The sequence below is a fragment of the Cobetia amphilecti genome (genome assembly GCF_032923285.1).
In the GTDB taxonomy this organism is placed as follows: Bacteria; Pseudomonadota; Gammaproteobacteria; order Pseudomonadales; family Halomonadaceae; genus Cobetia; species Cobetia amphilecti.
Genome location: NZ_CP136695.1, coordinates 3,152,369 through 3,176,921 on the forward strand (window position 1 = coordinate 3,152,369; position 24,553 = coordinate 3,176,921).

21 protein-coding genes are annotated in these 24,553 nt (G+C 63.0%); 5 read left to right on the forward strand and 16 right to left on the reverse strand.

Annotated elements, in window-relative coordinates; all coding sequences use genetic code 11:
• The first annotated feature begins 67 nt into the window (after positions 1–67).
• Complete coding sequence (dinB, locus tag R1T44_RS13425) at positions 68–1,126, forward strand: DNA polymerase IV (protein WP_054556292.1); 1,059 nt, start codon at positions 68–70, stop codon at positions 1,124–1,126.
• 116 nt (positions 1,127–1,242) lie between these two features.
• Here dinB and purU read toward each other — a convergent pair whose 3' ends face one another.
• A complete protein-coding gene (purU, locus tag R1T44_RS13430; protein WP_054556293.1) occupies positions 1,243–2,097 on the reverse strand; it encodes a formyltetrahydrofolate deformylase in 855 nt (284 codons plus the stop codon).
• A 414-nt stretch (positions 2,098–2,511) separates the two neighbouring features.
• Here purU and R1T44_RS13435 point away from each other — a divergent pair, with 414 nt between their 5' ends.
• Positions 2,512–4,092: a ribonuclease J gene (locus R1T44_RS13435; RefSeq protein WP_043336797.1), complete on the forward strand. Its 1,581-nt coding sequence runs from the start codon at positions 2,512–2,514 to the stop codon at positions 4,090–4,092.
• A 209-nt stretch (positions 4,093–4,301) separates the two neighbouring features.
• On the opposite strand, the gene R1T44_RS13440 is transcribed toward R1T44_RS13435, so the two are convergent.
• From R1T44_RS13440 to R1T44_RS13485, 10 genes are all read right to left on the reverse strand, one after another.
• Complete coding sequence (locus R1T44_RS13440; RefSeq protein WP_043336782.1) at positions 4,302–4,586, reverse strand: H-NS family histone-like protein; 285 nt, start codon at positions 4,584–4,586, stop codon at positions 4,302–4,304.
• Positions 4,587–4,826: 240 nt separating this feature from the next.
• Positions 4,827–5,816 (reverse strand): GTP 3',8-cyclase MoaA, encoded by a 990-nt coding sequence (gene moaA / locus R1T44_RS13445; protein ID WP_054556294.1) that lies wholly within the window; start codon positions 5,814–5,816, stop codon positions 4,827–4,829.
• A complete protein-coding gene (locus tag R1T44_RS13450) occupies positions 5,813–6,433 on the reverse strand; it encodes a molybdenum cofactor biosynthesis protein MoaE (protein ID WP_394805759.1) in 621 nt (206 codons plus the stop codon). Before R1T44_RS13450 ends, moaA begins: the two co-directional genes overlap by 4 nt.
• Before the next feature lies 1 nt (position 6,434).
• Entirely contained in the window at positions 6,435–7,298 is an 864-nt protein-coding gene (gene moaC, locus R1T44_RS13455) for a cyclic pyranopterin monophosphate synthase MoaC (protein WP_317292213.1), read from the reverse strand.
• A gap of 163 nt (positions 7,299–7,461) precedes the next feature.
• On the reverse strand, positions 7,462–8,901 hold the full coding sequence (gene moeA, locus R1T44_RS13460; protein ID WP_317292214.1) for a molybdopterin molybdotransferase MoeA: 1,440 nt from the start codon (positions 8,899–8,901) through the stop codon (positions 7,462–7,464).
• Positions 8,898–9,497, reverse strand: a complete 600-nt coding sequence (gene mobB, locus R1T44_RS13465) for a molybdopterin-guanine dinucleotide biosynthesis protein B (RefSeq protein ID WP_317292215.1) — start codon at positions 9,495–9,497, stop codon at positions 8,898–8,900. The genes moeA and mobB overlap by 4 nt, the downstream gene beginning before the upstream one ends.
• A 516-nt stretch (positions 9,498–10,013) precedes the next feature.
• Positions 10,014–10,730: a molybdenum cofactor guanylyltransferase gene (gene mobA, locus R1T44_RS13470; protein ID WP_192837625.1), complete on the reverse strand. Its 717-nt coding sequence runs from the start codon at positions 10,728–10,730 to the stop codon at positions 10,014–10,016.
• Positions 10,731–10,883: 153 nt separating this feature from the next.
• The gene (locus tag R1T44_RS13475; RefSeq protein WP_317292216.1) at positions 10,884–11,696 is read right to left on the reverse strand and encodes an ABC transporter ATP-binding protein; all 813 of its coding nucleotides are present in this window, start codon (positions 11,694–11,696) and stop codon (positions 10,884–10,886) included.
• Between the two features lie 118 nt (positions 11,697–11,814).
• The gene (locus R1T44_RS13480; protein WP_317292217.1) at positions 11,815–12,489 is read right to left on the reverse strand and encodes an ABC transporter permease; all 675 of its coding nucleotides are present in this window, start codon (positions 12,487–12,489) and stop codon (positions 11,815–11,817) included.
• Positions 12,490–12,515: 26 nt separating this feature from the next.
• Positions 12,516–13,439 (reverse strand): substrate-binding domain-containing protein, encoded by a 924-nt coding sequence (locus tag R1T44_RS13485; protein WP_317292218.1) that lies wholly within the window; start codon positions 13,437–13,439, stop codon positions 12,516–12,518.
• Positions 13,440–14,063: 624 nt separating this feature from the next.
• On the opposite strand from R1T44_RS13485, the gene R1T44_RS13490 reads away from it, so the two are divergent.
• From R1T44_RS13490 to R1T44_RS13500, 3 genes are all read left to right on the forward strand, one after another.
• Positions 14,064–15,653 carry a sigma-54-dependent transcriptional regulator gene (locus R1T44_RS13490; protein ID WP_317292219.1) on the forward strand — a complete coding sequence of 530 codons (1,590 nt, stop codon included), beginning with the start codon at positions 14,064–14,066 and terminating at the stop codon, positions 15,651–15,653.
• The gene (locus R1T44_RS13495) at positions 15,650–17,920 is read left to right on the forward strand and encodes a sensor histidine kinase (protein WP_317292220.1); all 2,271 of its coding nucleotides are present in this window, start codon (positions 15,650–15,652) and stop codon (positions 17,918–17,920) included. The genes R1T44_RS13490 and R1T44_RS13495 overlap by 4 nt, the downstream gene beginning before the upstream one ends.
• Before the next feature lie 105 nt (positions 17,921–18,025).
• Entirely contained in the window at positions 18,026–18,772 is a 747-nt protein-coding gene (locus tag R1T44_RS13500) for a helix-turn-helix domain-containing protein (RefSeq protein WP_317292221.1), read from the forward strand.
• A gap of 123 nt (positions 18,773–18,895) precedes the next feature.
• Here the strand turns inward: R1T44_RS13500 and R1T44_RS13505 are convergent, their stop codons facing one another.
• The 5 genes from R1T44_RS13505 to R1T44_RS13525 form a co-directional block, all read right to left on the reverse strand.
• A complete protein-coding gene (locus R1T44_RS13505; protein WP_317292222.1) occupies positions 18,896–20,119 on the reverse strand; it encodes a glycosyltransferase in 1,224 nt (407 codons plus the stop codon).
• Between the two features lie 190 nt (positions 20,120–20,309).
• Positions 20,310–21,596 carry a uracil-xanthine permease family protein gene (locus tag R1T44_RS13510; protein ID WP_216060468.1) on the reverse strand — a complete coding sequence of 429 codons (1,287 nt, stop codon included), beginning with the start codon at positions 21,594–21,596 and terminating at the stop codon, positions 20,310–20,312.
• A gap of 121 nt (positions 21,597–21,717) precedes the next feature.
• The gene (upp, locus tag R1T44_RS13515) at positions 21,718–22,347 is read right to left on the reverse strand and encodes a uracil phosphoribosyltransferase (RefSeq protein WP_043335602.1); all 630 of its coding nucleotides are present in this window, start codon (positions 22,345–22,347) and stop codon (positions 21,718–21,720) included.
• A gap of 196 nt (positions 22,348–22,543) precedes the next feature.
• A complete protein-coding gene (locus R1T44_RS13520) occupies positions 22,544–23,155 on the reverse strand; it encodes a sulfotransferase family 2 domain-containing protein (RefSeq protein ID WP_317292223.1) in 612 nt (203 codons plus the stop codon).
• Positions 23,156–23,349: 194 nt separating this feature from the next.
• Positions 23,350–24,543 carry a glycosyltransferase family 4 protein gene (locus tag R1T44_RS13525; protein ID WP_317292224.1) on the reverse strand — a complete coding sequence of 398 codons (1,194 nt, stop codon included), beginning with the start codon at positions 24,541–24,543 and terminating at the stop codon, positions 23,350–23,352.
• Positions 24,544–24,553 lie beyond the last annotated feature (10 nt).

Genomic DNA, 24,553 nt, shown 5'->3' on the forward strand with positions numbered 1-24,553 from the left:
CCGGCTCAGGCGCAATGAATGGGCACAGCCACTGGACAGCCATCCAGTCTTTTAGCATGATGCGCGCATGCGCAAGATCCTCCACGCCGACTGCGATTGCTTCTATGCCGCCGTCGAGATGCTCCGCCATCCCGAGTGGCGCGAGGTGCCCATCGCCATCGGTGGCCGCACAGAGCAACGCGGTGTCATCGCCACCTGCAACTATCCCGCGCGTGCCTTCGGCGTACGCTCGGCGATGTCGACTGCCCGCGCGCTGCGCCTGTGCCCTCAGCTGATTCTGGTGCCACCGGACTTCGAGCGCTACCGCGCCGTTTCCGCCGAGATCCAGTCACTCTTCCATGAGCTGACGCCCCTGGTGGAGCCCCTCTCGCTGGATGAAGCCTATCTGGATGTCAGCGCCGTGACTGACTTTCAGGGCAGCGCCACCTGGATGGCGCGCTGGTTGAAGGAAGAGGCGCTAAAGCGCACCGGCATCACGCTTTCCCTTGGCGTGGCCGCCAACAAGTTTCTGGCCAAGATCGCCAGTGACTGGGAAAAGCCCGACGGCCTGACGGTAATCACGCCCGAGACCAGCGACGCCTTCATCCGCCAGCTGCCCGTCGGCAAGCTGCACGGGGTCGGCCCTGCGACGCTGGCACGTCTGACGCGCCTGGGCATCACCACCTGCGAGGACATGCGCACCACGCCGTTGACGACCCTGGCCGAGCACTTCGGCAAGTTCGGCACCCGCCTGCACGAACTGGCGCACGGCATCGATGAGCGACCGGTGCGTGTCGAGCGCGAGCGCAAGTCGATCAGTGTCGAACACACCTTCGATCACGACCTGCCTGATCTGCCGGCCTGTCTCGAGCGCCTGCCCGCCCTGCTCGAACGCCTGACCAGCCGTCACGCCCGCCATGACCAGCCGGTACTGGCCAAGCAGTTCGTCAAGATCCGCTTCAGCAACTTCGAGAGCACCACGCTGGAAAGCCTGCTCCCCGCCTCGACCACCACACTGCCGAGCGCCAACAGCTTCGCCCTGCTGATGGAGCAAGCCTGGCAACGCGGCCATCGCCCTGTCCGCCTGCTGGGCGTCGGCGTGCGCCTCAAGGCCCGTGAGGACGCCCAGCAGCTGGGATTGTTCTAGCTCGCGCCAGGCGCTCACCCATCCCGCAAACAACAAAGCCGGCACCTGAAACAGGTACCGGCTTCTTCGTCACGACCTCAGGTCGGTGACAGACTCATGCGCCGAGCAAGCGTGGCTCAGGCAAAGACGATGGTCTTGTTGCCATGGATCAGCACGCGATCCTGCAGGTGCCAGCGCAGCCCGCGCGCCAGCACTTTCTGCTCGACATCACGGCCGATGCGCACCAGTTCCTCGGCGGTATGGCAGTGAGTGACGCGGTGGATGTCCTGCTCGATGATCGGGCCGGCATCCAGCTCTTCGGTCACGTAATGGCAAGTCGCCCCGATCAGCTTGACCCCACGCCCGAAGGCCTGGTGATACGGCTTGGCGCCCACGAAGGAAGGCAGGAAGCTGTGGTGGATGTTGATCAGGCGACCGGCATAGCGCTCACACAGGCTCGGCGGAATGATCTGCATGTAGCGCGCCAGCACGATGCAATCGGCTTGGGATTCTTCCACCAGACGCTCGACTTCGGCAAAGGCCGGCGCCTTGTCATTCTTGTCGACCGGCACGTGATGGAACGGAATGCCGTGCCATTCCACCAGCGAGCGCATGTCATCGTGGTTGGAAATGACGCAGGGAATCTCGCAATCCAGATCACCGGACTGCCAGCGATGCAGCAGGTCCACCAGGCAATGGGAGTCCTTGGAGACCATCAACACGACACGCTTCTTGGCAGCGGTGTCATGCACGCGCCACTGCATGCCGAACTCTTCACCGATCGGGGCGAAGCGCTTGCCGAGCTCAGCGGCGCTCAGGCCGATGGTTTCGGGGTTGATCTCATAGCGCATGAAGAAACGACCGGCGCCAAGATCAGAATGCTGATTGGCTTCGGTGATCCACCCGCCCTGCTCGGCGATGAAAGTGGAAACTCGGGCAACAATTCCGACCTGATCAGGGCAGGACACCACCAGGCGATAGGCGTGAGACATCGTAAGTTCAACCATTGTGATAGCGGGAATGATGTTCAGCCGGCGAAGCGCCGGCCTGCGCGAGGAATCATGACACCGCCCGTAAGCAGCCCCTCGGCAAAGGTGGGCTATTGTAGCTGATCACGCGGCCTGAAACAGTGCTGCGCCCCGATTCTGTCCATATGGTCAATACGACATTGCGATCAGCGGCCATCACGCCGGCCCACCTCAAGGCGTCACGCGGACGGCTGGGCCGCTCTCGAATTGACGCGACCGGACAACAGCGCCATTTGTGGCGCTTCGCGGGATTCCCGTATAGTTGAGCCACATTTTATAGATGGCATGACATCCATGTTGAAACCCCGCGTTCAAGTCCGTCAGAGACAACGTCCGCCGCTGCACCTGCTACCACTGGGTGGCTGCGGCGAGATCGGCATGAACCTGACGCTGTATGGTTATCAGGATCACTGGATTGCCGTGGATTGCGGCATGATGATTCGCCAGGACCTGCCGGAGGGCCCGCTGCAGGTGCCGGATATCGAGTCCCTGGCAAGCCTGGGCATCAGCCCGCAGATGCTGGTGATCACCCATGGCCACGAAGACCACATCGGCGCAGTCGCCTGGTTGTGGCCGAAATGGCGCTGCCCGATCATCGCCACGCCCTTGGCGGCTGGCCTGCTGCGCGCCAAGTTTGCCGAGCGCGAGCTGGAAACCTCCAGCCTGCAGATCATCGAGGTGGATGAAGGCTTCGAATCCGGCCCCTTCGCGCTGCGATTGCTGCCGCTGACCCACTCCATTCCGGAAAGCTGCTCGTTGCTGATCGTCACGCCGGAATATCGCGTGATGCATACCGGCGACTGGAAGCTGGACCCGGAGCCGTTGATCGGCGAGCCCACCGATCCGGAGCGCTATCAGGCACTGGCGCCGGTCGATCTGGTTGTCGGCGACTCCACCAATGCCCCGCTGGCGGGTCATTCGCGCAGCGAGGGCGAGGTGGCACGCGCACTGGAGAAGACGCTGGCCGGCTGTCGCGGACGCGTCGTCGTGACCTGCTTTGCCAGCAACCTGGCCCGCATCCTGGCACTGGGGCGCGCCGCCGCACGCAATGGTCGCCGGATCACGCTGCTGGGTCGCTCGATGGAGCGCATGGTGCGCGTCGCCCGCGGTCTCGGCTATCTGGAAGACTTCCCACCGCTGGTACCGGTGAAGGACCTGGGCTATCTGCCCCCGGAAGAGGTCATGGTGATCGCCACCGGCAGTCAGGGCGAGCCGCGCGCCGCACTGTCACGCCTGGCCAATTCCCGCCATCCTGACTTCGAGCTGGCCGCCGGCGACACCGTGATCTTCTCTTCCAAGGCGATTCCCGGCAATGAGCTGGCCATCGGCAAGCTGCACAACGCCCTGACACGCCTCGGCGTCGGCATCATGGAAGAGAAGCAGTTCCCGGACCTGCACGCCTCCGGGCACCCGGCGCAGGAAGAATTGCGCACCTTCTATGGCTGGCTGAAACCGGTACGTCTGCTGCCGGTGCATGGCGAATATCGCCACCAGCTCGCTCACACCCAGGTGGCACAGTCCCTGGGCATCGAGGCACCGCTGATTCCCGTCAATGGTGACGTGATTCGCCTCGATGCTCAGGGGCTGTCGGTGGAGAAACGCCTGACACTGCACGAGCGCATCATCGAGCATGACAAGGTGCGCCCGCTGGATTCCATGGACCGCCGTGCCCGCGCGCGTCTCGGCCGGCATGGCAGCGTCTCGCTGGCGTTGCCCGTCACGCTGCAGGAGGCCGGCTGGGTTCGCATCGGCCGCTTGATGCTGGATATCAGCGGCACCTCAAGCCTGGATGAAGACAGCTTCGCCGAGTGGCTGGATGACACCCTGGCAGGCTTGGATGCCAGCAATGAACGTGAACTCAAGCAGCAACTCGATGGCCGCATCAATCGCTGGCTGCGCAACCACCTGCGCCATGAGCCGGTGCTATTCCTGCATATCATGGCCATGAATCAAGAGTGAGTGTCGCGCCATCATCGAAGTGATGGCCGCCTTGAGCTCACTGCCCTGCACAAAGCAGCGCATGAAAAAGCCCGCCCGGGAAATACCGGGCGGGCTTTTCTGCTGCTGGGAGGCGCTCAGGGACTGGTGATGGCGAGATTGCCGACTTGCCGGCTGGCAATCTCGATCTCAAGCGCTTCAGCCACCTCCATGGCGTCAGGCCGAAGGTCTCAAACGGACTTGTTCTTCGGCGGACGGCCACGACGCTTGGGCTGATCACTGACCAGATCATCCACGGAAAGGCCAGCTTCGATCATCGCATCACGAATCTCGGCAAGCTTGCGCTCCTTGGCGATTTCTTCTTCGCGGCGCTGCTCGTCTTCTTCGGCTTTCTGCTCGATCACCTCATTGATGACCTCGGAGAGCTTGTGCAGTTGTTCCATGGACAGCTGACGCGCTGCTGCACGAGCAACATTCTTGTTACGAGCGATCTTTTCGAGAGAATCGGCTGTCATTTCGCTACCTCCACCATATGCACTGAGCTGGAATCCCTGCGAGTCATCGCATTGGATGTGATAATGCAGCAAAGTATAAGCGCTAAATATGAACTAACAAGCCTTGTCAAAAGCAAGGCAGTGTTTCCATAGGATAGACCAACAAAAACCCCGCTTGATAGCGGGGTTTTTGTGAGCACCGGTGAGTTATCCGGGCTGGCTCGATCAACATGAGCGCCGCGACTGATGACGAAAAAGGACTCAGCCTCCCGTCATGTTCATGAAGCGAACGATCTGGACATCACCATCCGTCGTGAAGTGATGACGCTCGGGCTTGAGGTGCATGGCATCGATGATCGCGGCCTTGAGCGGCTCGATGTCACCCGGGTGGCGACGCATGATGTCACGCAGGTCAAGCGAGTGCTCATTGCCAAGACACAGCAACAGACGCCCCTCTACCGTGACGCGAACGCGGTTGCAGGTCGAGCAGAAGTTATGACTGTGCGGTGAGATGAATCCCACCCGTGATTCGCTGTCCGCCATGCGGAAATAACGCGCCGGCCCCAGGCTGTCTTCAAGCGTGGGAATCAGCGGATAACGCGTCTCGATGCGCGCCTGGACATCATCACTGGAGCAGAAGGTCTCATCACGACCGTGGTCCGAGACCTGGCCCAGCGGCATCTCCTCGATGAAGCTGATGTCCAACCCTTCCTCACGCGCGAATTCGACCAGCGACACCACTTCGTGATCATTGCGTCCTTTCAACACCACCGCATTGAGCTTGATGCGGAAACCTTCCTCGCGCGCAGCACGGATGCCGGCGATCACCTTGTTCAGGTCGCCGGTACGCGTCAGCGCCTTGAAGCGCTCCGGGTCCAGAGAATCAAGGCTGATATTCAGCCGTGACATGCCGGCGGCCTTCAACTGAGCGGCGTGCTTGGCAAGGCCCGCGCCGTTGGTGGTCATCGAGAAGTCCTTGAGCCCCTCGAGCGCGCCGATTTCATCAACCAGCTTGCCGATATCACGCCGTACCAGCGGCTCCCCGCCGGTCAGACGAATCTTCTCGACCCCCAATTCCACGAAGGCGCGCGCCAGCAACGCGATCTCTTCGAGGCTCAAGACCTCGTCGCGCGGCAGAAAGGTCATCTCTTCGCTCATGCAATAGACGCAGCGAAAATCACAGCGGTCCGTCACTGACAGGCGAACATAGCGGATGCGACGACCGAAGTCATCGACCAGGGTTTCCATCATGACTCTCCCGAAAACTTGGGTGTTGCCAGCGCTGATTGTCTCTCTTCGCCGCTGGACTCGGCCAATGAGTCATCAGCCTTGTGTTGCTCGGCAAGGGGGGATACCGCTTCACCGTCTGCCGTCACCGCGGACTCTGGATGCCAGCGCTCGAGTGCCTCGCGATCGCTCGAGCGTTCCCGCACCCAATAATCTCCCGTGGCGGTGTGCTCCTTTTTCCAGAAAGGCGCCCGCGACTTGAGGTGGTCCATCAGGAAGTCACAGCCGGCAAACGCCGCCTGACGATGCGCACTGGCGACCAGCACCAGCACGATATTGTCGCCGGGCTCGAGCCGTCCGACACGGTGAATGATGCGCACCCCGGTGAGCGGGAAGCGCTCGCGCGCCTCTGTGATCAAGCGCTCGAGGCTGCGCTCCGTCATGCCGGGATAGTGTTCCAGCGTCAGCGCGACGACATCCGGTCGCTGGTTGAAATCACGCACCAGCCCCGTGAAGGACACCACGGCACCGATGTCGCCGCGCCCACGCGTCAAAATGTCCTGCTCGACACGCAGATCAAAATCGCTGGCCTGAATGCTGACCGAAAAGGCCTGCGAGGCTTCGTTTGCGACCTGGGTCATGTCAGCCCCCCGTCACCGGTGGGAAGAAGGCGACTTCATCACCGGCATTCAGTGGGTGGTCATCGCGCACCATGTCCTGATTGACGGCGCACAGCACGCGAGTGTCATTGAGCGCTTCAAGCTGAGGGTCACGCAGCGCCAGGGTGCGCTTCAGGCCCCCGACCGTCGCTTCGGACAGAGTCGTCAGATTCAGCGCCAGGCTGTCGAGATCCAGGCGTTCCCGCAGCTCCGCCAGGAAGAGGACCCTCACGGTGGCATCACCGCGTGCCGCCGGAGCGGCCTGTCCTGCTGTCGCTTCGATAGGCTCAGCTCTCGCAGCACGGCTTGGTTCAGTCCGGCTTGGTTCAGTCCGGTTTGGCTCAGACGACGTCTGCTCGACAGCGGCGGCTTCCTCCGGGCGCTGCCAGTCACCACTCTTGCCGCCGGTCTTGGTCTCGAGCTGGATATCGCCGATCACGATACCCTTGTCGACCGCCTTGCACATGTCATAGAGCGTCAAGGCCGCCACCGAGGCCGCCGTCAGCGCCTCCATCTCGACACCGGTACGCCCATTGAGGCGACACAGCACCTGAATTTCCACGCAGCTGTTGGCGCTATCCAGCGTGAAGTCGACCGTCACCTTGGAGAGCATCAAGGCATGACAGAGCGGAATCAGCTCATGAGTGCGCTTGGCCGCCTGGATACCGGCAATACGCGCCGTCGCCAGCACATCCCCTTTGGGCAAGCCACCTTCGGCGAGCAGGGCGAGCGTGGCAGGCAGCATGCTGACGCGTGCGCTGGCTCGCGCCTCGCGGCGGGTTTCCTGCTTGTCCGCAACATCCACCATATGGGCTTCGCCGCGTGCGTTGAGATGAGTAAGGCTCATGAGCTGTCTCGTATCCGTATCGGGTGCGCCTGACTGGCGGCAATCTCTGAAATACCAATGCCTGAAGAAGCAGGCAGGCAAGCCCTGATGGACAGGACTGGCCAAGAAATTAGCAGACTATCTTTTCATGAATCAGCTGACATGACCACTGGGCGGGCATCGCCTAGATGATGCCGCGACTGCCCAGCCACTGCACCATGACCGGCTCGCCGGCGTGAAGCGTGGCGCAGCCGGCGGGAATCTCGATCAGGCATTCGGCCAGCAACATCGAGGTCAGAATCCCCGAGCCCTGCCGCCCCGTGGTCATCACCACCTGACGCCCCTGGTCATCCAGCACGATCTGGCCGCGATGATAGTCGACACGCTCGGCACGTGAGCGCAGCGTCTCGCCGGCGATCAGCTGCAGGCGCGGGGCTTGCCACTGCGCCAGTGTCGTCGCGGAGGCGCTCGCCTCATCCTTCGCCAACCGCTGCTGTCCCGACAACAGGCGCAGCGCGGGCAGCACGAACTGCAGGAAGGTGACCATGGTCGCCACCGGATTGCCCGGCAAGCCGAAGAACGGCACCTGGCCAGATGACGACGCGGCGTCGGCGGGAGTGGCACGCAACATGCCGAACGCCAGCGGGCGCCCCGGACGCATGGCGATGCGCCACAGAGCGAGCTCACCACAGGCAGCGAGAGCGCTGCGCACATGATCGGCCTCGCCCACCGACACGCCGCCGGAGGTAATGACCATATCCGCACGCGTCGCGGCATCACGCAGGGCAGCACTCACGCTCGCCTCGTCATCGCTCAGGATGCCAAGATCAAGCACCTCGATGCCCTGATCGCGCAGCAGCGCCACGAGGCTGAAGCGATTGGCGTCATAGATGCCGCCGGCCGGCAGCGTCTCGCCGGGGGCCGTGACCTCGTCACCGGTGGAGAAGATCGCCACCGTCAGTGGCCGATAGACGGCGACCTCGGCGAGTCCGAGCGACGCCAGCACACCCACGGCGGCAGGCGTCAGCCACTGGCCCGGCGCCATCACCTGGCTGCCGCGCGCGATGTCCTCACCGGCCTGACGCACATTCTGGCCACGGCGAATGCTGGTCACGCCCTCGATCACCACCCGCTCGCCTGCGTCGCCGTCGACCAAGCCCTCGCCCAGCCCTTCGCCCTGCGCGGAGCGATATTCGAGCTGCTCCTGCATGATGACGGTGTCGGCGCCTGCGGGCAGGGCCGCACCGGTCGTGATGCGCATGGCCTCCCCCGCGGCGAGCGCCCGGCCCGTCCAGGGATGGCCCGCCAGCGAGCTGCCGATCACGCTCAGCTGGCAGTGATCGCTCAATTCGCCGCGATCGCTCAGGGGCTCGCCGCTCTCCGCGTCTGGCAATGAAGCCCGCGCCAGCGCGATGCCATCCATCGCCGCGTTGGTCTGCGCCGGGACATCCAGCGGCGAGGTGACCGTCTCGGCGAGCACACGTCCGGGCGCCTGCGCCAGGGCGACACGCTCGCTGCGCGGCGTGCGCATCGCGCCCGCCAGGCTCTCCCCCAGCACGCTCAAGGCTTCATCGACACTCAGCATGCGCTCGCCGAAACGTGGGTCGAAACACGACAGGCTCATGCGCCCACCTCGCCACGCGGCTTGCCGCCTTCCAGACGCCAATGCACCGGCCAGGCGGCGATCCAGGCGGCCAGCGACTGAGGATCGTCAAGGTCCAGCCGCTTGAGGTCCTGCGGCACATCATCACGAGGCGGCAGCTGCGCCGCCGGTGTCGCCAGCGCATGGATCCAGGGGTCCTCTGGGGCTCGCAGCGGCTTGCCCACGGCCTCGCGGTACAGCTCAAGCTTGGGCAGCGGCCACTGCTTGAAGCCCTCGACCAGAATCATGTCCACCTCCAGCCCCTCGAGCTGCGCCACCAGCTGCTCCAGATCGGCCTCCGCCTGGTCCGGAGTTTCCATCATCAGCGCAAAACGCTTGGCAGACGCCACCAGCATCGGCACGGCACCGGCCGTTCGCAGACGATGGCTGTCCTTGCCCGGCGTATCGACATCAAAGGCATGATGCGCATGCTTGATCACGGCGACACGGAGGCCGCGCGCTCTCAACTCGGGCAGCAGCTGTTCGAGCAGCGTGGTCTTGCCGGTGCCGCTCCAGGCCGCGATGCCCAACAATGGACACGCTGACGCCGCCAGACGTGCCTGCCAAGCGGGCGACATCCCGACTTCATGAGAAATATCACCACGCGGCGCGGGAGCATCACTGCGGGGGGAGGAATGTTCAGCACTGACAGCGGTATCAGCACGCTGGTCAGTCGTGGAAGAAGACTCAGGCATGAAGGTTCTCTTGATGATTCCGGCGTAAGGCGGCCTGTCGACGGGCTCACCGCAGCGCTCCCGCGCCCGCAAGGGAAAAGATGACGGTGACAATGCGGGCTGAGCGGGTGCCATGAAGGTGACCACGCACGGCGCTCATTTCAATGGGGCAACGACTCGATATGAGCAAGGGTTCAATGGGGGCTGCGACGCAGAGTGGCAAGACAGCCGCCAGAACCGCCAGACACGACACTTTCAAGGTGCAACGCCAAGGCCATCAATACCGGGCAGGCAAAGACAATAACCCGCCAGACTCCTGAAGAGACGCCCCCGGCGATGACGACCTGCATCACAATGACACACCATGAGCGTGCAAGCGGGAACGGATGACACGCAAAGGACGTCAGGAAAGAAGCACGCTCAGCGCGAGCCGGCTTCCATCTCACGGCATTCTTCAAGGGTATTGAGGTTGGCGAAGTCCTGCTCACTGCCCGCCTGCACCTTGAGCCAGACATGCTGATCGAACCAGCGGTCGATCTTGCGCTCGCCAGCGGCCAGCGCCGCCTGCAGCGAGGGCAGCAGGCCACGGTGCATGAGACAGATCACCGGATGGTAACGGAACTCGTCTGCCGCCACGGCCAAGAGCGCAGGCCCGGCATCACCAGCGTGACCGCCTTCGACAGTGAAGCCTTCCAGCTGATCGCCGTTGGCATGATCGATCAGCGCCACGCTCAGCGTCTCGACCAGTTCATTGGGCAGATGCGGCACATCGCAGGCCACCATCATCACCCAGGGCGTCCGCGCTGCCGCCAGCGCACTGGCCATGCCCATCAGGGGGCCGTGGTAACCCTGCTCGCTGTCTTCGACCAGCGGATGCCCATAGGCGGCATATTCGGCGTGCGAGCGGTTGGCATTGATCAGCAGCTCGCCCACCTGAGGGGTCAGGCGCGCCAGCACATGCGCCACCAGCGGCACCTCATTGAGCATGACCAGTCCCTTGTCGACGCCACCCATGCGCCGCGCCTGGCCCCCGGCCAGCACCACCCCGGTGATATTGGCGGGCGTGAGCGAGGCCTTGAGCTGCTCGGCATCGCTCGGCAGTGGCGTGGCGTCAGAGGTGTGATTGGAGCTCGGCATGAAGGCGTATCCCGGTCGAGTGCGCAAAGGCGCAGGTAATGTCATGCAGCAGGGCCGCTGGCAGGGCATCCAGTGCAAGCGGCTGATGAACAAGGCTTTCTCAGCCCTGAAGCTTGAGGTGCTTGCACTGAAGGCTCAGCCCATGAAGACGACTCAGCCCGCTGTGGGCTCAGTGTGCAGGCTGGCAGCGCTCAGCGTCCAGCGCGCACTCGAGCCCTGACTCAAGGCATTGTCCTGATGCGAGGACAGGATCACCGCACACCCCTGCTGGCACATCTGCTCCAGTCGCAGCGCCAATTGCTCGACGGCGGCCTGATCCAGATTGGCGGCAGGCTCATCCAGCAACAGCACCGGCGGACGCGACAACCAGGCGCGCGCCAATGCCAGTCGCGCCCGCTCGCCACCCGACAATGAGCGGGCGGGCTGTCGGGCCTGATCGCTCAGCCCGCTCCAGCGCAGCATCTCCTCGACCTGATCACGCTGCTGGCCGGCAGAGCCACTGTCGGGTTGCCAGCGAGCCGCCAGCACCAGATTGCCGGCCACGCTGGTGTCGAACAGATACGGCTGCTGGTGCAGGTAGCGCACCGGATGAGCGTCACGGGTCTGCCATTCAAGCTTGCCGCCAGTCGCGGGCTGCATGCCAGCCAGCACGCGCAACAGCGTGGTCTTGCCGCTGCCGTTGTCGCCCTTGAGGTGCACCCAGCCGGACGCCGGGGTCGGCGCCCAATCCAGCGCCGCCACATGCCATAACAGGCGACCTTGCGCCTCAACGCCCTCGCCGGATGCCTGCGCCGCAGCCGGCAAGCGATATTCGAGGCCGCGCACACGCAACAGAGGGGCAACGCTTGCGTCGGCAGCGAGCGCCTGGGCAGCAGACGGCGAGGCTTGCGCGAAGCCAGTCCCCGTCACCGGGCAGGAGGGGTCGCCCGAGGGAACAGACGAGGACGAAGAACTAGGGGGGAACATCATGACTCCATACGACGATTCAGCCTGACGCGATCAGTGCTGGTGTGCTTGTCTCAACGGGCTGGCAGGCGGCTTGCAGACTGCGGAAGCAGAACGTGACTGGCGGCGAGGCCGCGGGTCACGCCTGCACCACCAGCTGACCACGACCGCGCAACAGGCCCAGCATCAGATTGAGCGCCAGTGCCAACACCAGCAATACCATGCCCAGGGCGACCCCCTGGGCGTACTCGCCCTTGAGGGTTTCCAGCGCGATGGCCGTGGTGATATTGCGCGTGAAACCGGCAATGTTACCACCCACCATCATGGCGCAACCCACTTCAGCGATGATTCTACCAAACGCGGCCACCAACGCCGCCATCACGCCGAAACGGGCCTCCATCACCAGCCGCCACAGCGCCGCCCGGCGCGACGCCCCCAGCTGCAAGGCCGTCTCCCAGGCACGCTTGTCGACGCCCGCCAGCGCGGCATGCAGCATCACCACCATAATCGGCAGGGCGAGCAGAATCTGCCCAATCACCATCGCCGGCTGGGTGAACAGCAGATGCCAGTCGCCCAGCGGGCCAGCGCGCGACAACAGGATGAACAGCAGCAGCCCCACCACCACGGTGGGCACGGCCATCAGGGTATTGATCAGCGAGATCAGCAGCCAGCGCCCCGGGAAGGCACAGCGAACCAGCACGAAGGCGATCAACAATGCCGGTGGCACCGCGATCAACATCGCCATCAGCGAGACACGAAACGACACGCCGATGATCTCCCACAGCGCGCCATCCATGCTCAGCAGGAGGCTCATGGCCTCCTGCGTGGTTTGCCACAAGCTCACGAACGCGGCTCAGTCTGTGCGCCCTGCGCCTTCACCGGCGTGCGCTCAGAGGAGCGGTCCGCTGTCTGGCGAGCATCGAAGCCGGTCTCGCCGTGGCTGGCATGAAACAGCGCCTTGCCCTTGAGACGGTAATCATCGATTGCCTGCTGCCCTTCGCTGGAGATCAGCCATTGGGCCAGCTCACGCGCACCACGGGTATTGAGCCCGTCATGATTGGCCGGGTTGACCAGAATCACCTGATAGGGATTGAAGAGGCGCGCATCGCCCTCGACCAGAATCTCAAGCTCGAGCTTGTCTTCCATCGCAAGCCAGGTGCCGCGATCGCTCAAGGTGTAATCCTGCAGCTCACTGGCCATGCTCAGCACCTTGCCCATGCCCTGGCCGACGGCCTTGTAGCCGGAGAAGTCAGGGGTGACATCGGCACTCTGCCACAGGGCCAATTCCTTCTTGTGGGTGCCGGAGTCATCGCCGCGCGAGATGAAGCCGGCATTGGCGCCGGCGATCTTGCCCAGTGCCGCGTCCACATCCTGCATGCCGTCAATGGCCGCCGGGTCCGCCTCGGGGCCGAGCAGAACGAAGTCGTTGTACATCACGCCATGCGGTTCGACACCGTAGCCGGCATCGACGAACTTGCGCTCGGCGCCCGGGGCGTGGGTCATCACCAGATCCACATCGCCATCCTGCCCCATGCGCAACGCCTTGCCGGTACCGACCGCGATGACCTGAATGGTGACATCGTGAGCCTCTTCATACTCCGGCAGCAGGTGATCGAGCAGGCCTGAATTGTAGGTGCTGGTCGTGGTGGCCAGACGGATGATGTCGTCGGCTGCCTGGGCCGGCAAAATGCTCAGCGCACCGAATGACAGGCCTGCGAGGGTGGCCAGCAGGCGACGAGAAGACAAGGTATGGCGTTGCGGCATGGGGGGTGCTCCCTGAATATTTTTTCTGGCGTGACGGTCTTGATGACATCAGCGTGAATGCTGACTCTGCAAACGACATGCCGAAAGCGCTGTGGTGACGAAACGGACTATCCAATAAAGGCTTTCAAGGCTTTGCCAGACAGCGCTGATACATGGACTGGCACGCAAGACAGCCGGCGATGATACCGGAATCTTCTCCAGCAGGCAGACTTGCCGGCACCCGCCTCCTGCCGTCCCTGTCGTCCCTCTCGCCTCTGCAGCCCCTGACGCCCTGCTGACGTCGCTATCCCTACTGGAGCGAATGGCGCTGCTGGAATGGCACTGCCGGAATGGCCGAGAAAATACTGACAATAACTCCAGGCATGACCACCACTGACCCATGACGACCCGATTGCCGAGTCATCGCCGTGCCTTGCGTAGCGCAACGGGACAGCCTGCCAACCCTGCCCGCCAGCGCCGCGTGCTGACAAGGCTGCAAGGTCCTGCCTGTGGCCAGCACAAGCAGAAAGAGGCAGCAATGTGGCATCCAGCGCTAGATTACCAGTGAGCAGCACGCCACAATGCCCGCATGATAGAGATGATCTCCCCTGCGACCATTACTGCCCTGTTGACCCGAGGAATGCCATGACTGCCCACGCCCCCTCCACACCCCGTGAGACCCGGCGTAGCGGCAGCGACCCCCTCCCCACAGCCTCGGTACTGATCGTCGATGACGAGCCCGGCATGCGCCGCTATCTGGAGAAGGCACTTTCCTCGCGCTTCGCGCTGATCGAATGTGCCGACAGTGTCGAACAGGCCGAAGCCCTGCGCTCGCGCCTGCACTTCGACCTCATCCTGCTCGACATTCGCCTGCCGGGACGCGATGGCCTGGATTGGGGTGAGGCGCTTGCGCCCTCTTCGGTCAGCGATGTCATCTTCATGACCGCCTACGCCGATCTCGAGACCGCTGTGCGCGCGCTGCGGGCCGGGGCCTGTGATTTCATCATCAAGCCGTTTCGTCTCGAACAGTTGCAGGCCGCGCTGGACCGCTGCCTTGAGCGCCGCCAGCTGACGCGGGAAAACTTCCTGCTCCGGCGCGACAATGCCCGCCATCAACAGGAAGAGGCCAGCCTCAAGGGCGAGAGCCCTGCCATGCAGGAACTGGGGCATATCATCGCGCGCGTTGCCCCTGCGCCCTCACCGGTGCTGATCCTGGGGGAGTCCGGCACCGGCAAGGAGCTGGCGGCGCGTGACCTGCATCGCCTGTCCGGTCGGCGCGGCGCCTTCGTGCCGGTCAACTGCGGCGCCATCAGCCCGGAGCTGTTGGAGAGCGAGCTATTCGGCCACCTAAAAGGTGCCTTTACCGGCGCGCATCGAGGCCGTGATGGCCTGTTCAGCTTCGCCGATGGTGGCACGCTGTTCCTGGATGAAATCGGCGAGATGCCCCTGGCGATGCAGGCCAAGCTGTTGCGAGTGCTGGAGACGCGCCGCGTGCGCCCCGTCGGCGGTGAGCAGGAACAGGCGGTGGACGTGCGTATCGTGGCCGCCACTCACCGCACACTGGAGACGGAGGTGGCCGCGGGCCGCTTCCGCGAAGACCTCTACTATCGCCTCAACGTGCTGAGCCTGACACTGCCGGCCCTGCGCGAGCGCCCGGAAGACATCCCGGCGCTGGCCCAGCATTTCTCGCGCCAACTGTCGCGTGAGCTCAACCTCCCCGCCGTGCCCTGGCAGCATTCTGATCTCACTCGCCTGTGCCACTATTCCTGGCCCGGCAATGTGCGGGAACTCAAGAACGTCATCGAGCGCGCCTTGCTGCTCGGCCGCCTGCCCGGCGATACCCTGCCGGTCGACAGTCAGGCCGCACAGGCACCAGGCCACGAGATATGGGACGACAGCGGAGACGCGACCACCTCCACCGAGGAAGAGGCCACCAGCAGCGGCTATCCACTCGAGTGGTCATTGGATGCGGTGGAAAAGGCCCATCTGTGCGCGGTACTGGAGCGACATGCCAACAACAAGTCCGCCGCCGCCCGACAGCTGGGCATCTCGCGCAAGACGCTGGATCGCAAACTGACCACCTGGCGCGCCGAGCAGCAAATCAGTGAGGACAGCGGCGCTGAGAATGCCACTGAGAGTGGTACTGAGATTAGTACTGAGAGCGGCGCTGAGAGCGATCAACCCGCCCCTGCCGCCACGTCCGCCGCTCCCTACGGAACCGACGGCAGCGCATGATCAAGCGCCTGCGCCATTACTTCGCCGGTTCGCTGCGGCGCAGGCTGCTGCTGCTGACACTGGCGCCGCTGCTGGCGCTGATGCTGGCGCTGGTCGGCCTGACCGCCTACTGGACCACGGCCTATACCGACCGCCAGCTGTACATGAACGTGCGCAGCGACCTCGATGTCGCCAGCCGCACGCTGCAGAGCCAGCATCAGCGCCTGCGTGATGGCCTGGAGGCGATGCGTCGTAACCTGCGTCAGCTGGTGGCACCCGATGAGCAGACCGCGCAACTGTTGCCACGGCTGGTGCCGCGCCTGAATACCATGCGGGACACCCTCAATGCCGACTGGCTGCGCTGGCTGCCCACCGAGCAGTTGCGCCAGACGCCCGGCGTCGCCGCGCTGATTCCGCAACTGGCGCGCGGCGAAAGCCTGGATGGCCTCGACATGCTGTCCAGCGACTCACTGGCGACGCTGGATCCAGCGCTTGCCGAGCGCGCGCGCCTTGCGCTGCGCCAGACGCCCTACGCACAACCCAGTGCCCGCCGCGAGGAAAACCGCGGCATGCTGCTGCGGGCACTGGTGCCCATCCTCGATGGCGAGGGCAAGCTGCTGGGCGCGCTGGATGCAGGCCGCCTGCTCAATCGCGACCCGCGTCTGGTCGATGAAATCCGCGATCTGCTCTATGGCCCCGGCACCCTGCCGGAAGATGGCACCGGCACCATCACCCTGTTTCTCGATGATGTTCGCATCGCCACCAATGTCACCGATGCCAGCGGCGAGCGCGCGCTGGGCACGCGCGCCTCGCTGGAGGTGAAGCGTCAGGTGATCGGCAATGGCGAGCGCTATATCAATCGTGCCTTCGTGGTTCGTGACTGGTTCGTGGCCGCCTATGCCCCGCTGGATTCTCTGGATGGCCAGCGGATCGGCATGATCTACGCAGGCTACCCGCAGGCGCCCTACGCACGGCTCTATCGCGAGACGCTGACGCATATCAGCCTGGTGCTGATCGCGGTCAGTCTGTTGGGGGTACTGCTGGTGTGGAGCAGCATCGAGCGTCTGATGCAGCCGATCCGCCAGATACGCCGTGTGGTGCATGCAGTGCGTGATACCCCGTCCCAGGAGGGCTTGCGCATAGGCCCGCTGTCCTCTCTTGGGCCGGCGCAGCGGCACGGTGATGAGCTGGATGAACTGGCCGAGGAATTCGACGCCATGCTGGCGCGACTGGAAGCGCACCGCCACGAGATACAGCTCGCGGCCCAGACGCTGGAAGCCCAGGTGGAGGATCGCACCCGCGACCTGAGCGCCCAGACCGCCACGCTGCGCGAACGCAGTCAGGCGCTGGAAGAGCACGTCCGCCTGCTGCGCGAAGCGCGTGCGCGCCTGCTGACCCGCGAGAAACTGGCGGCGTTGGGCGAACTGACGGCGGGTATCGGCCACGAGATCAACAACCCCGCCGCGGTGATTCTCGGTCATGTCGAGTTGATCGAGGTGATACTCGGTGAGCAGGCCGAGCCGGTGCGCGAGGAAATCGCCACCATCATCCATCAGGTCGAGCGCATTCGCGCGCTGGTCGACAACCTGCGTCAGTACGCACGCGACCCGCTCGCCTCCAACGACATTGGCGACGGCAACTCACTGACGCCGTCACTCGGCGCGCCTCACCTCAGCCAGATTCATCCCGACGAGGCGATCCACAGTGTCGAGGTGCTGGTCAGGCACGCGCTGGATCATCACGGCCATCAATTGCAGCATGAGCTGGCGGCGACCCGCTTGATCGAGGCCGACCGCGCGCAACTGACTCAGGTGCTGGTCAACCTGCTGATCAACGCCATCGAGATGGCGCCTGTGCCGGATACGCTGTGCATCACCAGCCGTGATCGCGATGCGGCGCTGGCCGTAATGAATGGTGAGCCAAACCGCCGTCCGGATACGTCAGTCTCAGTGCCAGCAGCAGTGTCAGCGCCAATAGCGGAGCTCGCCCCCGTGGCGGGAGTCGAGATACGCGTCATCGATCACGGCGCTGGCGTGCCCGAGCACCTGAAGTCGCGCATCTTCACGCCCTTCTTCACCACGCGCGCCAATGGCTCGGGCATCGGGCTATCCGTCTCATCGGGCTTGATCACCCAGCTGGGGGGCAGGCTATGGCTGGAAGATACCCCCGGTGGCGGCGCCACCTTCTGCCTGTGGCTGCCGTGCATCGCACGCCGGCATCACGAGGATGATCAAGGGCGCCATCTGCTCGAGACGCTCAGCGCCGGGGGCAGCAGTCGCTCGCCTTGAGCAACACGCGGCTGATGAACACACCTGGGCGCGGCGAGGCGCACTGCCACGCACTCCCACCCGCGTGCTAGCCTGCGCGCATGCTCACTCAATCAGGCACCACTGATGTCGCACGATAGCTCCCCTACTGCCCCCGAACCTCTCACTGCCGGCAAGGCAGCGCAGTCCACTAACGGCCAGGAAATGGCAGACGAGGAAATGGCAGCGTCTCGCACGCTGGGCAAGCGGCTGCGCGAACTGCGCACGCGTCATGGCCTCTCGCAGCGTGAACTGGCCAAGCGCGCCCAGGTGACCAATTCGACCATCTCGCAGGTCGAGCAGGACGCGGTCAGCCCTTCCGTCAGCTCGCTGAACAAGATTCTCGAGGTATTTCCGATCTCGCTGAGCGACTTCTTCAGCGATGAGGTGCCCGTCGAACCCCCACGCATCCTGCGTGACAGCGAGCATGAACCGGTCGCGGGCTGTGGACCGGGACTCACGCTGCGGCGCATTGATCAATCCCTGCAGACATCGCCACAGCCCCAGATCGAGCTGGGCAGCCTCGCACCGGGGTGCAGCGCCTATCTGCAGGCCGCGCATGACAGCCTGGTGCTGGTGACGCACGGCGCACTGTGTATCGAGTTCCCCGCGACGGCGGCCTGCCAGGAGGCACTTCTCGAATGCGGTGATGCTGCGCGACTGCATGCCGGGGAGCGCTATCAACTGCACTGGCGCAAGCCGGCGGCGTCGCAAGCCGCCAGCCATGACCTCGTGCCCTCTGAAGTTATAAGCCGTGAAGTCACCCACCACGAGACCTCCGACGCTGCCGAGGCCCGAGACTGCCAGTGGCTATGCATCGCACAGAGTCGCTAGGCAGGCATTCGCTCGAGAGCTGCTCGACCCTCCAGCTCAACCCTGGCCAGCATTCCCCTGACCAGTAGGGCCTTGACCAGTAAGCCCCTGGCCAGCTCGGCCGAGTGGGCGTGAAGCGCGTCGCTAGCCTCTTGCAGCGCGGGAGTGAGACTGGCCCGCAGCATCAGGCGACTGCTCGCGCGCCTCATCCCAAGGGTCATTGGTGGCCGGCTCGGCCAGGAAACGCTCCACCATGGTGTGCGGGCAGAAATCTGCCAACCATTCCTCGCGAACCGGATAGCCCTCCTCTGCCAACAACTCGTTCATGCGTCGCGCGAGGCCTTCGGCGGAATGCGGCGCGATGGCGTGTTCCAGCTCGCCCTTGAGGATCTCGCGTATCCCGCCACGGCAATCCACCGAGACTACCGGTGTGCCGCAGGCCAGCGCCTCCATCAGCACGATACCCATGCCCTCGACACGCGAGCTGAGCACAAATAGCTTGGCGGCACGCATCCAGGCATAGGGGTTGTCACGCTGACCAGCGAAGATCACCCGCTCGGCGATGCCAAGCCTCTCAGCCTGGGCTTCCAGGGCTTCCCGGCAATTGCCCGCCCCCACGATCACCAGCGACTCCTTCGGATTGGCCAGGGCATAAGCCTCGAGCAACAGGGCGTGGTCTTTCTGCGGCACCAGACGCGCCACATTGAGAATGAAGGGCTCAGCGGGGATATCCGGCTCATCCATGGCGGCCTGCTTGCGGATCCGAGTGATCGGACAGGCATTGACGATCGTCTCGATATGCGCCGGCGTCACCCCATGCTGGCGAGCAATGTCACGAGCCCCTTGCGCCACATCCTCGGACACCGCCACCAGATGCTTGCCGTCCAGCAGGCAACGGGCAAACATGCGCTGCTTCCACTGCGGGCCGCTAAAGTTGACGCGATTTTCCAGCACGTAACGTGCACGGGAATCCTTGAAGCCCCACACCTGCTCGAAGGTTCCCAGGCCACGGAAGATGATGCGGTCAACCTTGCCGTGTTTCTGCTCGAATTCCTTGAGCCAAGCGGCGAATTCCTCGCCACCGGCCTTGCCGACCCACACGAAATTGGAGCGGCGGATGACGGGATTGAGCACCAGACGTGACGCCAGTGTCGTCAGGGCGCCGCCGACGGAACGCTGGACGCGCTGCTGAATCGGCACGATGTGCTGCTGGACGCTGGCATCCTGCGGTTCAAGCACCTGATCACGACCGCGCCAGATGACCATATGCGTCTCGTGGTCATTCGCGGCCAGACTGTCGGCAAGATTGACCGCCACTCGCTCCATGCCGCCCATTTTCAGGCTTCTCACTACGACCAGGGTACGCAAGCATCACTCCTTCGAATGTCCGCCAGTACCGCTTTGTGTCGCGTGCAAGGCATGCGAAAACGATAGCTGGCGTCTGGTGGGAAAACGAAAAATGCAACTCACATGTGCCAGTCACTCAGCACAGGAGAGTTGCATTTATCTGAACCGTCATTCGCGGAAATGTTCCCTGCGACCACTCATCAAATGGTAATCATTCTCCCTCTTTCGCCGGCGGCAGAATCAGGTTGAGCACGATGCCCAGAATGGCGGCCAGGCTCACGCCCTGCAGCGTGAACTGACCACCACCGACCTGCATGCCACCGATCCCGAATACCAGGATCAAGGAGGCGATCACCAGATTGCGCGGTGCGGTCAGTGAATCCCCCGCGCGCACCAGCGTGTTCATGCCGACTACGGCGATCGAGCCGAACAGCAGGCACATGATGCCGCCCATCACCGGCGTGGGAATCGTCTGCAGCACGGCGCCGACCTTGCCGATGAAGGCCAGCGAGATCGCGACACAGGCCGCGACCGTCATTACGCGCGGATTGAAATTGCGGGTCAGCATGACCGCACCGGTCACTTCGGAATAGGTGGTATTGGGCGGACCACCGAACAGTGACGCCGCCGACGTCGCCAGGCCGTCACCGAGCAGCGTGCGATGCAGTCCCGGCTTCTTCAGGTAATCGCGCCGTGTCACCGAGCCGATCGCCACCATGTCGCCGATGTGCTCGACGGCAGGCGCGATGGCGACGGGAATCATGAACAGAATGGCGGAAAATTCGAAGGTCGGCGCAGTGAAGCTAGGCAGCGCCAGCCACTCAGCGGCATGCACCGGCGAGAGGTCGATCACTCCCATCAGCAACCCCAGCACATATCCCGTCAGGATACCGCCGAGGATCGGCACCAGACGCAACATGCCACGCCCGAAGATCGACAGCACCAGCGTCACGCCAAGACTGGCCAATGACAATGTCAGCGCCTGAGCATGCGAGATGTTGTCGCTGAATTCGCCGGTGGCCATCTGCACCGCCGTCGGTGCCAGTGCCAGACCGATGACCATGATCACCGGACCGACCACGACGGCCGGCAGCAGGCGATGCACGATGCCGACCCCCTTGAGGCGAATGCATTGCGCCAGCAGCACATAGACCAGGCCCGCGACGAACAAACCGCCCATGGTGGCAGGAATGCCGAAGTTCGCGACCGAGCTCTGGATGGGCGCAATGAAGGCAAACGATGAGGCGAGGAAAACCGGCACGCTGGCCTTGGTCACGCACTGGAAGACCAGGGTGCCGACACCGGCCGTGAACAGGGCGACGTTGGGGTCAAGCCCGGTCAGCAACGGGACCAGCACCAGCGCACCAAAGGCGACAAACAGCATCTGCGCGCCGGTGACGAGAGTCGTCAGCGAGAACCCTTCCTGTTCCGGCAAGGGCACATGAGCAGACGACGCATGGGGAGAGGAGGTATCAGAGGACGGTGATGAAGACGACATGGCAGCACTTCTTTTCACGGGCGGAGGGGTCAACCGCCTGATCCTGACTGCTCAGACAGGTCAGACAGATACAAAAACGCCCCGCGCGGATGCGCAGGGCGTTGTCATCTCTGGCGGGCGCTCAGCGCGTGCCGAAGATCTTGTCACCGGCATCGCCGAGACCCGGCACGATGTAACCGTTCTCGTCGAGGCGGTCATCGACGGAGGCGGTGTAGATCTCGATGTCCGGGTAGGATTCCTGCACCTTGGCGATCCCCTCAGGCGCCGCGACCAGCACGATGACCTTGATCTGCTGGCAGCCCTTGGCCTTGAGCATGTCCAGCGTAGCGATCATGGAACCGCCGGTCGCCAGCATCGGGTCGATCACGATGGCCAGACGCTCGTCGAGATCTGACACGAACTTCTCGAAATACGGTACCGGCTCCAGCGTCTCTTCATCACGGTACAGACCCACGACGCTGATGCGTGCCGGGGGAATCAGGTCCGTCACGCCATCCAGCATGCCCAAGCCGGCGCGCAGGATCGGGACGATGGTCACTTTCTTGCCCTTGATGGTCTGGACATCCAGCTCGTTGCCGCTCCAGGCATCAATGGTGGTAGTTTCCAGCTCCAGGTCCTGGGTTGCCTCATAGGTCAACAGCTTGGCGACCTCACTGGCCAGCTCACGGAAGCTCTTGGTGCTGATGCCTGCTGCACGCATCAGGCCGAGCTTGTGCTGGACCAGTGGATGATTGATGGCATGGACGCTCATGGAAATACCTCTTGGGACAGAAGATGGTGCAAACGATACGCAGCACTACCCCCGCCGGCTCGGACGATAGCAGCGGGAAGGCTGGTAAATTGAGCGCATTCTAGCGGAAGCAGGCTTACAAGTTAAGGCTCTCGCCTTCAGGTTACAGCGGAGGAAGCGCCGCAAATGGACTGGCGACCTCCCGCCTGCCACTCATTCAAGGCGTGTAACCGAAGTTGACGAAATCCTGTGCATAGAGAATGGCCAGCTTCTCGCGGGTCGCCGCTGTCATGCCGGCCCCCGCCTCGACACTTCCCTTGTTGCGATGTGCAATCTCGCCGCTGATGCCCAGCTTGTTGGCAACCTGCTGGAAATCCTTGTCTAGGGTTTCGAAATGCCCCAGAAAATCCACCATCAAGGTCTCGTTTCCATCCATGACAAAAGAGGACTGCGAGAGAAACAGGAGGTGACTACGAAAAGCGCCTTGCCACAAACCACGTGCGACAAAATCATCAAAATCTGAATACTCTGCCATCTCCTTGGCAATGGCGAGATCCTGCTTGCCTTGATTGCCACCACTTAATATATAGCGATACGCTGACAGGGCACGATCGTAGGGATTTCTGACAAAAGAGAATTTGTAATAACGGGCGAATTTTCTGGAACTGGCTTTCTTGTAAACCTGCCAAGAGACATGATCTCGCCCTTTTTCCTTCGTCTTCCCCAAGGCGGCGAGGACCGATGTTCCGGCAGCCTTGGGAATATGAATGAAGATGCACTTGTTACGTGTAAAGTGTTTGCGATAAGGAAAGTCATTGCTTCGCCACATGATATCAACCCTGTTCTTGTGGTTCGTCACCTGCCACTGATGACAGCCCCCCAATGTACGAAAAATCCATTGTGGCTTCAGCTTACCGGAATAAAGTGCAAGGAAACTTCAGTACGCTCGTCAAAGGGCAATGGCGAGGCAAGACAGGCCGGCCATGAAGGTGGCTGACCTGTGGCCAATATCGCCAGCAATGGTTACCCAGCCACCACTTCAGCAATGAAGTCGCCTATACCCTGACAGTATTTCTGCTGGCAGAAATCTTGCGCAATGATCGCGCGCGCAGCTGCGCCCATCTCTCTGCGCTGCTGCGGACTTGCTGCCCATTGCTTAAGCACCTGAGCGATTTCACTCGGTTCGAGCACCTGTGCGACCACGATGGCGTCTTGCTCCGGGCTATAGACTCTGTCCGGGCCGGTAATGAAATCCTCGCCATAGACAGCCAGCGATTCGCGGGGCCTGCTTGGCGACAGAATTTCACCATTGACTCCCGAGGAGATCTGCTCCGGCAATCCATCCACATTACCGACGATGGCGGGCACACCATGCGCCAGCGCTTCCTGCACCACATTACCGAAGGGTTCACGCCAGGAAGGACACACGAAGGCATCAAGGGAGGAATAGAAGTCGCTCATGTCACTCAACAGACCACAGAAGTGAACACTCTCCTCGAGCCCCCATTTCACGACCAGTGACTTCAAGGCATCTTCCAATATCCCCTCGCCAGCGATCCAAAGCTCCGCATGGGGGACACTCGCCTTGAGCTCTCGCAATGCCTCGATGGCGATCACCGGTGCCTTGAGCCCGGTCAAACGACCTGCGAACCCGACCCTGAACCGCTCGTCCGGATGAGCGGAGGACACCTGCGGCAGCACGATGGAATTGCGCACCACCCGACATGGCAAGGACTCACTGATGCCAAGCGACAACTGCAACATGCGACTGGCCGCAAAGGAGTTGCAGATGATGCCATCGAGGCGCGAGAGATAGTCCGTGATATCAGAGGTGGGCTCCACGAACCAGGCAGAGCCATGCTCGTAGTGAATGAGGCTGATGTGATCAGGGAAATGCAGCGGATGGTTACGCAGCTTGTTCCACACCACGATTGCCTGCACCTCTTCGTCATCGAGCATGCGCGCCTGGCAGGTATCGCGGAGCCAGGGCAGCTGCCGCGGGAGCTTGATGCCGCAGTAACGCTTTATGTCGTGCACCCGACCTGTAAAGTCCGCATATTCAGGCTGCAGCATCAGATGAATTTCAGGCGTCTGCAGCAGCACATGATGGTCTCGCTCGCGTGCGGCCATACGAAAGAAATTGGTAAAGGTCTGCTCAGCCCCGCCCAGATTCTTGAGGCTGATGAGATGCCCCGCACGAGGCCCTTGCAATGTCATGGACACAGAA

What these genes read in the sequence shown, in the direction of transcription:
- dinB (WP_054556292.1), top strand. Translation starts at nt 68, where the DNA reads ATGCGCAAGATCCTCCACGCCGACTGCGATTGCTTCTATGCCGCCGTC.
- purU (WP_054556293.1), bottom strand. Translation starts at nt 2,097, where the DNA reads ATGTCTCACGCCTATCGCCTGGTGGTGTCCTGCCCTGATCAGGTCGGA.
- R1T44_RS13435 (WP_043336797.1), top strand. Translation starts at nt 2,512, where the DNA reads ATGAACCTGACGCTGTATGGTTATCAGGATCACTGGATTGCCGTGGAT.
- R1T44_RS13440 (WP_043336782.1), bottom strand. Translation starts at nt 4,586, where the DNA reads ATGACAGCCGATTCTCTCGAAAAGATCGCTCGTAACAAGAATGTTGCT.
- moaA (WP_054556294.1), bottom strand. Translation starts at nt 5,816, where the DNA reads ATGATGGAAACCCTGGTCGATGACTTCGGTCGTCGCATCCGCTATGTT.
- R1T44_RS13450 (WP_394805759.1), bottom strand. Translation starts at nt 6,433, where the DNA reads ATGACCCAGGTCGCAAACGAAGCCTCGCAGGCCTTTTCGGTCAGCATT.
- moaC (WP_317292213.1), bottom strand. Translation starts at nt 7,298, where the DNA reads ATGAGCCTTACTCATCTCAACGCACGCGGCGAAGCCCATATGGTGGAT.
- moeA (WP_317292214.1), bottom strand. Translation starts at nt 8,901, where the DNA reads ATGAGCCTGTCGTGTTTCGACCCACGTTTCGGCGAGCGCATGCTGAGT.
- mobB (WP_317292215.1), bottom strand. Translation starts at nt 9,497, where the DNA reads ATGTCGCCCGCTTGGCAGGCACGTCTGGCGGCGTCAGCGTGTCCATTG.
- mobA (WP_192837625.1), bottom strand. Translation starts at nt 10,730, where the DNA reads ATGCCGAGCTCCAATCACACCTCTGACGCCACGCCACTGCCGAGCGAT.
- R1T44_RS13475 (WP_317292216.1), bottom strand. Translation starts at nt 11,696, where the DNA reads ATGTTCCCCCCTAGTTCTTCGTCCTCGTCTGTTCCCTCGGGCGACCCC.
- R1T44_RS13480 (WP_317292217.1), bottom strand. Translation starts at nt 12,489, where the DNA reads ATGAGCCTCCTGCTGAGCATGGATGGCGCGCTGTGGGAGATCATCGGC.
- R1T44_RS13485 (WP_317292218.1), bottom strand. Translation starts at nt 13,439, where the DNA reads ATGCCGCAACGCCATACCTTGTCTTCTCGTCGCCTGCTGGCCACCCTC.
- R1T44_RS13490 (WP_317292219.1), top strand. Translation starts at nt 14,064, where the DNA reads ATGACTGCCCACGCCCCCTCCACACCCCGTGAGACCCGGCGTAGCGGC.
- R1T44_RS13495 (WP_317292220.1), top strand. Translation starts at nt 15,650, where the DNA reads ATGATCAAGCGCCTGCGCCATTACTTCGCCGGTTCGCTGCGGCGCAGG.
- R1T44_RS13500 (WP_317292221.1), top strand. Translation starts at nt 18,026, where the DNA reads ATGTCGCACGATAGCTCCCCTACTGCCCCCGAACCTCTCACTGCCGGC.
- R1T44_RS13510 (WP_216060468.1), bottom strand. Translation starts at nt 21,596, where the DNA reads ATGTCGTCTTCATCACCGTCCTCTGATACCTCCTCTCCCCATGCGTCG.
- upp (WP_043335602.1), bottom strand. Translation starts at nt 22,347, where the DNA reads ATGAGCGTCCATGCCATCAATCATCCACTGGTCCAGCACAAGCTCGGC.
- R1T44_RS13520 (WP_317292223.1), bottom strand. Translation starts at nt 23,155, where the DNA reads ATGTGGCGAAGCAATGACTTTCCTTATCGCAAACACTTTACACGTAAC.
- R1T44_RS13525 (WP_317292224.1), bottom strand. Translation starts at nt 24,543, where the DNA reads ATGACATTGCAAGGGCCTCGTGCGGGGCATCTCATCAGCCTCAAGAAT.